At 43.5% G+C, this 11131-nt stretch carries 3 protein-coding genes; all 3 read right to left on the bottom strand.

Annotation, left to right across the window (positions count from 1 at the left end; genetic code table 11):
• Positions 1-3317 (bottom strand): CshA/CshB family fibrillar adhesin-related protein (locus LG369_RS08340; RefSeq protein WP_225750786.1); only part of this gene is annotated, 3317 nt, incomplete at its 3' end.
• Positions 3318-3576: 259 nt separating this feature from the next.
• Complete coding sequence (rpoC, locus tag LG369_RS08335; protein WP_004254004.1) at positions 3577-7224, bottom strand: DNA-directed RNA polymerase subunit beta'; 3648 nt, start codon at positions 7222-7224, stop codon at positions 3577-3579.
• Positions 7225-7262: 38 nt separating this feature from the next.
• Complete coding sequence (locus tag LG369_RS08330) at positions 7263-10859, bottom strand: DNA-directed RNA polymerase subunit beta (protein ID WP_070678265.1); 3597 nt, start codon at positions 10857-10859, stop codon at positions 7263-7265.
• Positions 10860-11131: the final 272 nt, after the last annotated feature.

The following is an 11131-nucleotide window of genomic DNA, read 5'->3' as shown; positions in this document are numbered from 1 at the left end:
GCTGGTGCAGTTCCTACAAAGTTTGGTTCTGGAACGAATGTTACTGTTCCATCTGCTGCAACTGTAAATTTACCAACACCTTCAACAGTCTTAGTTGTTGAACCATCGTCAAATGTTGCTGGAACATCTTCGTTGATTGGAACAGTCTTTTCAACACCGTTAACTTCAACTGTACCACCCTTGAATTCAGGCTTACCTGTTTGAGTTGCACCTTGGATGTCTTTTGTTTCTGCTGGTGTTGCGGTTGGTGTTACTCCTACTACAGTTGGTGTGTACTTAGCTGTAGCAGTCTTAATGTACTCTTTTTGAATCTGACCGTCTTTATTTCGTCCAACTGGCGCTGACAATGTAACTTCCACACCTTTGGCTGTACCAGTAAAGCTTGGTTCTGGAGTGAAGGTTACTTCACCAGTTGTAGGATTAATAGTGTAAGTCCCTTCTCCTGCTACTGTTACAGATGTCGCATCAGTAGTAAGACCTGTTGCTGGATCTACCAACTTAGCAGGATAGTCCGTGCTTGGAGCAATAACAATCTTATCACCAGCTGAGTTAGAAGCTGTTGTATTAAAGGTAGGTGTTTCTTTTTGAGTTGCACCTTGAATATCTTTAGATGTTTTGTCAACCCCTTCGATTTCAATCGGAGTAACTGTTGGGATGTAAAGACCATCCATGGTATTCAACTGACCATTAACGTTTGCTTCTTGGTCTGGGAATTTTGTTGACCAACCAGTATCATAACCATTATTATCTGAACGACGGATAGAGATACCATCAGCTGTTCCTAGGAAGTTGTCCTCAGGAATAAACTCAACATCTACATCTTTACCTTTAGCAGTAATCTTGTACTTACCTTGTCCTTGAACGACATAGTAACCGTCTGCGTCAAGGGTTGCTCGGTTGCCATCTTTGTCAACAATGTATGGTTCTACAGTTTCATCAATAATAGCAGTAGAATCACGTTCAAACTTATGTTCTCCACGTGCTGTAAAGGTTACAGTTGCTGATTGTTTCGTACCTTGAGGGCCACTTGTTTCCTTAAATTCTCCTTTTGGTGGGTGGGTGATTTGAGTCTTGAAGTCTTCTACTTCACCTGAGAAGGCCATGCCAGTTGGGCTTTCGATCTCGTTCGCTTTCTTAGCGATACGAACACGAGCACCTAACTCTTTAACGCTTGGGTCGACGTAAGTCTTGCTGTTTGCAAAGGTCAACTCAACAGTGCCATCTTGTGTGATTGTAGCGAGATTTGAGCGTTCATCCTCATCGAATTTACCATTTTGGTTAAAGTCTACCCAACCATAGATATGTGCTTCTGAAGCTCCATCCGTATGAGCTTGAATTGACATCTTATAGTTGCCTGGTTTGGTACGATCCATCTTAATCATCTCATTGGTTGTACCTTTGAGTTCATCTGGAAGCAATTGGTTAATTCCTTCATCGGCCGTAGTTGCCTTATCATCACCGAACCAGTCTTGAGTAGTGTTTTCATCCATATCTGGGCTCACATTACCAAGATACGGTTGATTTACTTTAGCTCCAGTAACACCGTCAACAGTTGCAATGGTATGAACTGCCTTACCGTATGACTCAGGAGCATCCCCTTCATCAAGTGGGAAGAACCCTAGCATAGCAGACTGTTTACCACCCGAAGCGATGTAAAGTCCCACTTCAGATGCTCCACGCGTCATAACAAGGGGAACAGAGGAATCGCCTGCAGAAATATTTGGCCCAAAGACACCAGTCCCAAGACCACCAGTTACTTGGTCAGGGTTCCCAAAATACTTCCAAGCGACTGGTTTCTTATCTGGGCCAACTTGATTAGACCCGCGAAGTTGGTTAAGGTTAATTCCGTAGAATGATTTACCATTAATAGTAGTCGTAGGGTTAGGGCCAAAAAGATTATCCGTATCTTGTATCATGTACGGTACACTATATCTTCTATAATCTTTTTTCCATTCTCCAAGATGTTGCCAACCTTGTCCGTTGGTAGTGAACATAACAAATTCACCAGGGTTGGCAGACTCACCATCAGCCATTACAATAGCCGGTTTAACAACTTTACCACGGAAGGTGGCAGAAATTTCAAATTGCACACCAATATTTCCACCATTTATCGCTGAAGCAATGGTTGTCTTCTTGGCTTTGGTATCAATTCCTTCATGTTTAACTTCGGTATAACCATTTTGAGGCTCTGCGGTAATCATGGCCTCATCACCGTTATTGAAATGTAACTTAGAAGTAGGTGAACTTGAATTATTGACAAAACCGTTTCGAGCATTTGGATCATAGGTTGCTTTTTCTGCGTCAGTAGCTCCTTGGCTTTCTAGTCGCTTCTTATAGATTTCAGTTGCTTGGAAGGGTTTCAAAGACTTAACTTTGATGGTCACCACATATCCAGGCATGATTTCCTTAGTATAGGTAGCTCCAACTTGAAGAGCCATTTTCTCTTGTAAGTTTTCAGTTGGTTTAGTTTCGGCGGCAGGTACTAATGTCGTAGTGGTTCCTGTCCAGTTGGCTACATCTCCAAAGTCCAACCATGTAATCTGGCTAGTCAAAGATTTTGCGTCAAGGTCTGTTGTATATCCTGGTTTTTCAACCTTTGGAGTTGAAGTTGCATCGACAACGTCTGCTCCTACACCAGTAGCTGTCGCTGTATCTGCACGGAAGGCTGTGTTTTTGTCAATCTCTTTACCATTACGAGGGTCGTTTTTCCCTGTATTTGCGATTGCGTTAGTACCTTCAGCTGGCTTAGTGTTTTCTGCAGGCTTACCTGTAGTGGCTTCTGTCTTTTCAGTAGCTGCTACTTTTTCTTCGGCTACAGCTTTTTCTTTGTTTTTAAGCTTAGAATTGACAATAGTTACAAGTGATTGGTAAGCTGCGTCAAGTTCAGCTTGGCTTGTAGCAGAAGTAAGTGCATTTTTAGCATTAGCAAGACCTACCTTAAGAATTTCAACGCTCTCGTCTGTCTTGTTGCTGTATTTACCATTCGCCACGTTTGCTTCAATTTCAGCAACGTAAGCTGCCAATTTGTCGCTATTTAGCTCCGGTTTTACTTCAGTAGAAACTGCAGGTGCTGCTTCTGCTTTATAAGTTACTTCTTTAGCAGGTGCTGCTTCTGTAGTTACAGGAGCTTCAGTTTTCTCTACTTCTGTTGTAGCTGCAACTCCGTCAGCTTGTTTTTCTTCAGTTACTTCATCAGCTCCGACACCTGTAGCAGTTCCGAGCATTACCAACGTTCCGAGTAAGACCGAGCAAACTCCTACATGAAGCTTACGGATCGAGAATCGACTAATTCGGTCGTTAAACAGATCATTTTTCATGATTTACCTCCATTACCCTTTCGGGAGTGTATATATTGTTATAATTTATGCATTGTTTTTTACAAAATCCCAAACATGCAACGCTCCTATTTTAGCACTATTGTACTTAAAAACCAAGCATTATGCTCATTGTTTTGAAAGTTGAAATCAATATACATTTATTCCATTTTTTTACTATTATTTCAAGAAAATATACATTACGATTTCATTTCCTATACACACCAAAAGAGGGAATTGCCCCTCTTTTGGATAAATAGGTTTATTCACTTGTTTCAACAGTCTCGACTTGGGCATCTACTTGCTCTTCTTGTGAATCTGCAAGGAGGGATTCTTCGTTGACTGCTTGTGGTTCAAGGTTACGGTAGCGAGCCATACCAGTACCAGCTGGGATGATCTTACCGATGATAACATTTTCCTTGAGACCAAGGAGATGGTCTTTCTTACCACGGATAGCTGCGTCTGTAAGGACACGAGTTGTTTCCTGGAAGGAAGCTGCTGACAAGAAACTATTTGTTTCAAGTGAGGCTTTGGTAATTCCCATAAGGACTGGGCGACCAGTTGCTGGAACACCACCTGCGATAAGAACATCTTTGTTGGCATCTGTAAAGTCGTTGATATCCATGAGAGTACCCATAAGAAGGTCTGTATCCCCTGGATCCATGACACGAACTTTGCGGATCATTTGACGAACCATTACCTCGATGTGTTTGTCACCGATTTCTACCCCTTGGCTACGGTAAACTTTTTGTACTTCACCGAGGAGGTAAGTTTCAACTGACAAGACATCACGTACAGCAAGGAGACGTTTTGGTTGGATAGAACCTTCTGTCAATGCTGCACCACGAGAGATTTGATCGCCAACCTCTACACGCATACGTGCTGTGAATGGTACCACGTATTCGCCTTCGCCAGTTTCACCTTTAACGAAGACTTTCTTAGTACGAGTTGAAGCATCTTCTTCGATTGCTGTAACTTCCCCTTTGACTTCTGTGATGACCGCTTCCCCTTTAGGATTGCGGGCTTCAAAGATTTCTTGGACACGAGGAAGACCCTGAGTGATATCGGTATTTGAGGCAACACCACCCGTGTGGAAGGTACGCATTGTAAGCTGTGTACCAGGTTCCCCGATAGATTGGGCAGCGATTGTACCAACTGCTTCACCAACTTCAACCGCATCACCAGTCGCTAAGTTGATACCGTAACAGTGACGGCAAACACCATGACGAGTGTTACATGTAAATACTGAGCGGATAGTCACTTCTTCAACACCAGCATTGACGATTTCACGCGCCTTGTCTTCTGTAATCAATTCATTTGGACCGATAATAACTGCACCAGTTTCTGGATGTTTAACAGTTTTCTTAGTGTAACGACCATTGAGACGTTCTTCTAGAGACTCAATCATCTCTTTACCTTCAGTAATAGAACGGATCAAGAGACCACGGTCAGTTCCACAGTCATCCTCACGAATGATAACGTCTTGGGCAACGTCAACCAAACGACGAGTCAAGTAACCTGAGTCGGCTGTCTTAAGGGCCGTATCGGTCATACCTTTACGGGCACCGTGAGTTGAGAAGAACATCTCAAGTACTGACAAACCTTCGCGGAAGTTTGAAAGGATTGGCAATTCCATGATACGTCCGTTCGGAGCAGCCATCAGACCACGCATACCGGCAAGCTGTGAGAAGTTTGAGATGTTACCACGGGCTCCAGAGTCCATCATCATAACGATAGGGTTCTTAGGATCTTGGTTGGCAACCAAACGTTTCTCGAGTTTTTCACGGGCAGCACGCCATTCAGCTGTAACAGCATTGTAGCGCTCATCGTCTGTGATCATACCACGACGGAATTGTTTTGTGATTTGTTCTACACGTTTGTGTGATTCTTCGATGATTTCAGCCTTGTCTTCAACGACTGGAATATCAGCAATACCCACTGTCAAACCTGCAAGAGTTGAATGGTGGTAACCGAGGTTCTTCATACGGTCAAGTAGGGCAGATGTTTCTGTCGTACGGAAACGTTTGAAGATTTCAGCGATGATATTTCCAAGGTTTTTCTTCTTGAATGGTGGGTTGAGTTCAAGCCCTTCAATAGCTTCCTTGATATTTCCACCTAATGGCAAGAAGTACTTAGCCGGGACACCTTCTGTCAAGTTAGCGTTTGTTGGCTCTTGCAAGTAAGGTAGTCCTTCTGGCATGATATCGTTGAAGAGGATTTTACCTACAGTTGTAAGCAAGATTTTGTGTTTTTGCTCTTCTGTCCATGGTTTGTTAAGACTATCTGTTGCGATACCAACACGTGAGTGGAGGTGAACATAACCATTACGGTAAGCCATGACAGCTTCGTCACGATCCTTGAAGACCATACCTTCGCCTTCACGACCAGCTTCTTCCATAGTCAAGTAGTAGTTACCCAAAACCATGTCCTGAGATGGAGTAACAACTGGTTTACCATCTTTAGGGTTCAAGATATGCTCAGCAGCAAGCATCAAGATACGAGCTTCTGCTTGGGCTTCTTCTGAAAGAGGTACGTGGATGGCCATTTGGTCCCCGTCAAAGTCGGCATTGTAGGCTTCACAGACAAGTGGGTGCAAACGAAGGGCTTTACCGTCAATCAAGACTGGCTCAAAGGCTTGGATACCCAAACGGTGAAGGGTAGGTGCGCGGTTCAAAAGCACTGGGTGTTCTTTGATAACTTCTTCGAGGATATCCCAGATACGTTCATCTCCACGTTCTACCAAGCGTTTAGCCGCTTTAACGTTTTGAACGATATCGCGCGCAACGATTTCACGCATGACAAATGGTTTAAAGAGCTCGATTGCCATTTCACGTGGCACACCACATTGGTACATCTTAAGAGTTGGACCAACGGCAATAACGGAACGTCCTGAGAAGTCAACACGTTTACCGAGCAAGTTTTGACGGAAGCGTCCTTGTTTCCCCTTGAGCATATGGCTCAATGATTTAAGCGGACGGCTACCTGGCCCTGTGATCGGACGACCACGACGGCCATTGTCAATCAAAGCGTCAACCGCTTCTTGAAGCATACGCTTCTCATTTTGAACGATGATACCTGGCGCGTTCAACTCAAGCAAACGAGCCAAACGATTGTTACGGTTAATAACACGACGGTAAAGGTCGTTCAAGTCAGATGAGGCAAAACGGCCACCATCCAACTGCAACATTGGACGAAGATCTGGTGGAATAACTGGAAGGATGTTAAGAACCATCCATTCAGGCTTGTTTCCAGACTTGTGGAAAGCATCCAAAACATCCAAACGACGGATAGCTTTCACACGTTTTTGTCCAGTAGCTGTTTTCAACTCTTCTTTGAGTTCAGCAATTTCTTTTTCAAGATCTACTTGTTTCAAGAGGTCTTGGATCGCTTCGGCACCCATTTTGGCAACGAATGAACCATGACCAAATTCACGCAAGCGTTCACGGTATTCACGCTCTGTCATAATAGATTTGTGCTCAAGTGGTGTATCTTTTGGATCAATCACCACGTAAGCAGCAAAGTAGATAACTTCCTCGAGGGCACGAGGACTCATGTCAAGGGTCAAGCCCATACGGCTTGGAATCCCCTTGAAATACCAGATATGAGATACAGGAGCTTTTAACTCGATGTGCCCCATACGTTCACGACGAACTTTTGTACGCGTTACTTCAACACCACAACGGTCACAAACAATCCCTCTGTAACGAATGCGTTTGTATTTACCACAAGCACATTCCCAGTCTTTTGTAGGACCAAAGATCACTTCGTCAAAGAGTCCTTCACGTTCTGGTTTCAACGTACGGTAATTGATTGTTTCAGGTTTTTTGACTTCTCCATAAGACCATGAACGGACTTTACTTGGAGAAGCTAGTGTGATTTGCATACTTTTAAAACGATTTACATCAACCACTATTTCTTCCCTTTCTATTATAAGTGAACTGCTTATTCTTATTCAGCAGCTTCTTCTGTTGCTTCCGCTTTTGCATTTTCTTCTGCTTCAAAGGCTGCTTTAGCCTCTTGAGCTGCTCTTTCGCGGGCTTTTTCAAGGTCATCTACGTGGATGACATCTTCGTCCATTCCTTCATCAAGGTCACGAAGTTCCACTTCTTGATTGTCTTCGTCAAGGACACGCATGTCAAGACCAAGAGATTGCAATTCTTTTACAAGAACTCGGAACGATTCTGGAACACCTGGTTTTGGAATTGGTTTTCCTTTTGTAATAGCTTCATAAGCTTTCAAACGTCCGTTGATATCGTCAGACTTGTAAGTCAAGATTTCTTGAAGGACATTTGACGCACCATAGGCTTCAAGCGCCCAAACCTCCATCTCACCGAAACGTTGTCCACCAAACTGAGCTTTACCTCCGAGTGGTTGTTGTGTAACGGTTGAGTATGGTCCGACTGAACGAGCGTGCAATTTATCATCAACCATGTGGTGGAGTTTGATCATGTACATGACCCCAACTGACACACGGTTATCAAATGGTTCACCAGTACGACCATCGTATAGGATAGTCTTAGCGTCGCTATCCATACCTGCTTCTTTGACAGTGTCCCAAAGATCTTCAGAACTTGCTCCATCAAAGACTGGTGTTGCGATGTGAATACCAAGAGTACGAGCCGCCATACCAAGGTGAAGCTCCATAACCTGACCGATATTCATACGTGATGGCACCCCAAGTGGGTTCAACATGATATCGACTGGAGTTCCGTCTGGAAGGTAAGGCATGTCTTCTACAGGAACGATACGAGAGACAACCCCTTTGTTTCCGTGACGTCCGGCCATCTTATCTCCGACCTTAATCTTACGTTTTTGTGCGATGTATACGCGAACCAGCATGTTGACACCAGATTGCAATTCATCACCATTTGCACGTGTAAAGATTTTAACATCACGAACGACACCATCGGCACCGTGTGGTACACGAAGGGAAGTATCACGAACTTCGCGAGATTTGTCACCGAAGATAGCGTGCAAGAGACGTTCTTCAGCAGAAAGGTCTTTTTCACCCTTAGGTGTGACTTTACCTACAAGGATATCCCCTTCTTTAACCTCAGCACCGATACGGATGATACCCATTTCGTCGAGGTCTTTAAGGGCATCTTCACCAACGTTTGGAATTTCACGAGTGATTTCTTCAGGCCCAAGCTTTGTATCGCGTGTTTCTGATTCATATTCTTCGAGGTGAACTGATGTGTAAACATCGTCTTTCACCAAGCGTTCGCTCATGATAACGGCATCCTCGAAGTTGTACCCTTCCCATGTCATGTAGGCAACGATTGGGTTTTGTCCAAGCGCCATTTCACCTTTTTCCATAGAAGGTCCATCAGCGATAAAGTCACCTTTTTCGATGACATCGCCAACTCGAACAAGGGTACGTTGGTTATAAGCAGTACCTGAGTTTGAACGACGGAATTTTTGGATGTGGTAAACATCAAGGGAACCATCTTCACGGCGAACTTCTACTTTGTCCGCATCCGCATAGGTAACCTTACCACCATGTTGTGCAATAACTGCAGCTCCTGAGTCATGGGCTGCTTGGTATTCCATACCAGTACCAACGAAAGGCGCTTTAGGATCGATCAACGGAACAGCCTGACGTTGCATGTTGGCACCCATGAGGGCACGGTTGGAGTCATCGTTTTCCAAGAAAGGAATACATGCTGTCGCAACGGCAACTACCTGTTTAGGAGAAACGTCCATGTAGTCAACGCTTGATGCTGGATATTCTTGGTTAACCCCTTGGTGACGTCCCATGACAACTTTTTCAGCAAAAGTTCCATCTGCGTTCAATTTAGAGTTAGCCTGAGCTACTGTGTATTCATCTTCTTCATCGGCAGTCAACCAAACAATTTCGTTGGTAACTTTACCAGTTGCACGGTCAACCTTACGGTATGGTGTTTGAATGAAACCATACTTGTTGAGGTGTCCATATGAAGACAAGTTGTTGATCAAACCGATGTTTGGTCCTTCAGGTGTTTCGATTGGACACATACGACCATAGTGAGTGTAGTGCACGTCACGCACTTCATATCCAGCGCGGTCACGTGTCAAACCACCAGGCCCTAAGGCAGACAAACGACGTTTGTGAGACAGCTCAGAAAGTGGGTTGTGTTGGTCCATGAACTGTGACAATTGTGAAGAACCAAAGAATTCTTTGATCGCCGCAGTCACTGGACGGATGTTAATGATTTGTTGAGGTGTCAATACTTCGTTATCTTGAACAGACATACGTTCACGAACATTACGTTCCATACGTGAAAGTCCAAGACGTACTTGGTTAGCAAGCAATTCACCAACGGCACGAATACGACGGTTTCCGAGGTGGTCGATATCATCGATACGACCGATACCTTCAGCCAAGTTAAGGAAGTAGCTCATCTCAGCAAGGATATCTGCCGGAGTGATAGTGCGAACCTTATCATCTGGATTTGCATTTCCGATGATTGTTACAACACGGTCTGGATCAGTTGGTGCCACAACCTTGAATTTTTGAAGAACAACTGGTTCTGTCAAAACAGCTGAGTCATTTGGAGTGTAGACAATCTTGTTCAAATCGCCATCTAAATGGCTTTCGATGCTCTCGATGACATCGCGAGTCATAACAGTACCCTTTTCAACTAAGATTTCACCAGTTTCAGGGTCCACCAATGGTTCAGCGATTGTTTGGTTGAGCAAACGAGTTTTAATATTTAATTTCTTATTAATCTTGTAGCGTCCAACAGCTGCCAAGTCATAACGACGTGGGTCGAAGAAACGAGCCACAAGCAAGGTACGTGAACTCTCAGCAGTTTTTGGTTCACCTGGACGAAGACGCTCATAAATTTCTTTCAAAGCTTCGTCTGTACGAGAGTCCATTGGGTTTTTATGGATATCTTTTTCAACAGTGTTGCGAACCAACTCGCTGTCCCCAAAGATATCAAAGATTTCGTCATCGCCTGAGAAACCAAGAGCACGAACCAAAGTCGTAAATGGAATTTTACGTGTACGGTCGATACGAGTGTAGGCGATGTCTTTTGAGTCACTTTCCAGTTCCAACCAAGCTCCACGGTTAGGGATTACAGTTGAACCGTAGCCCACTTTACCGTTTTTGTCTACTTTATCATTAAAGTAAACACCTGGAGAACGCACCAACTGTGATACGATAATACGTTCACCACCGTTAATGATGAAAGTACCCATCTCAGTCATGATTGGGAAATCACCAAAGAAGACTTCTTGAGTTTTGATTTCGCCAGTTTCTTTGTTAATCAAGCGGAAAGTTACAAAGATTGGTGCTGAATAGCTAGCATCATGGATGCGAGCTTCTTCAAGCGTATATTTAGGTTCTTTGATTTCGTAGCCAACAAATTCCAACTCCATTGTTTCTGTGAAGTTTGAAATTGGCAATACATCTTCAAACACTTCCTTCAGACCATAGTCTAGGAAATCTTTAAATGAATCAGTTTGAATTTCAATCAAATTTGGTAAGTCAAGAACTTCTTTGATTCTTGAAAAACTACGACGGGTACGATGTTTCCCGTATTGAACGTCATGTCCTGCCAAGATGATTCTCCTTTGTAAATAAAGTTCCAAGCTTAGTCACCTAAGCTAATAATTATCGTTTAATGGTTCTAAAACCCCTATCAACTTATCCCCCTTGACTAATTTTTCAGAATCTTTAAATCTCTGTTACAGATGCAAAAAATACCGAAAAAAAGCACAAAAAGAGCAGTTAAATCCGACTTTTTTGAGGAGATTTAACTGCTGTGAGCCTTGTCCGGACAATATTTCAGACAAAACCTACGACAAATGATTACTCATATTATACCCGATTT

The sequence above is a fragment of the Streptococcus sp. Marseille-Q4154 genome (assembly GCF_916700545.1).
Lineage (GTDB): Bacteria > Bacillota > Bacilli > Lactobacillales > Streptococcaceae > Streptococcus > Streptococcus infantis_I.
Note: the sequence above shows the minus strand (reverse complement) of the source record. Positions and strands in the feature narration are given on the sequence as shown.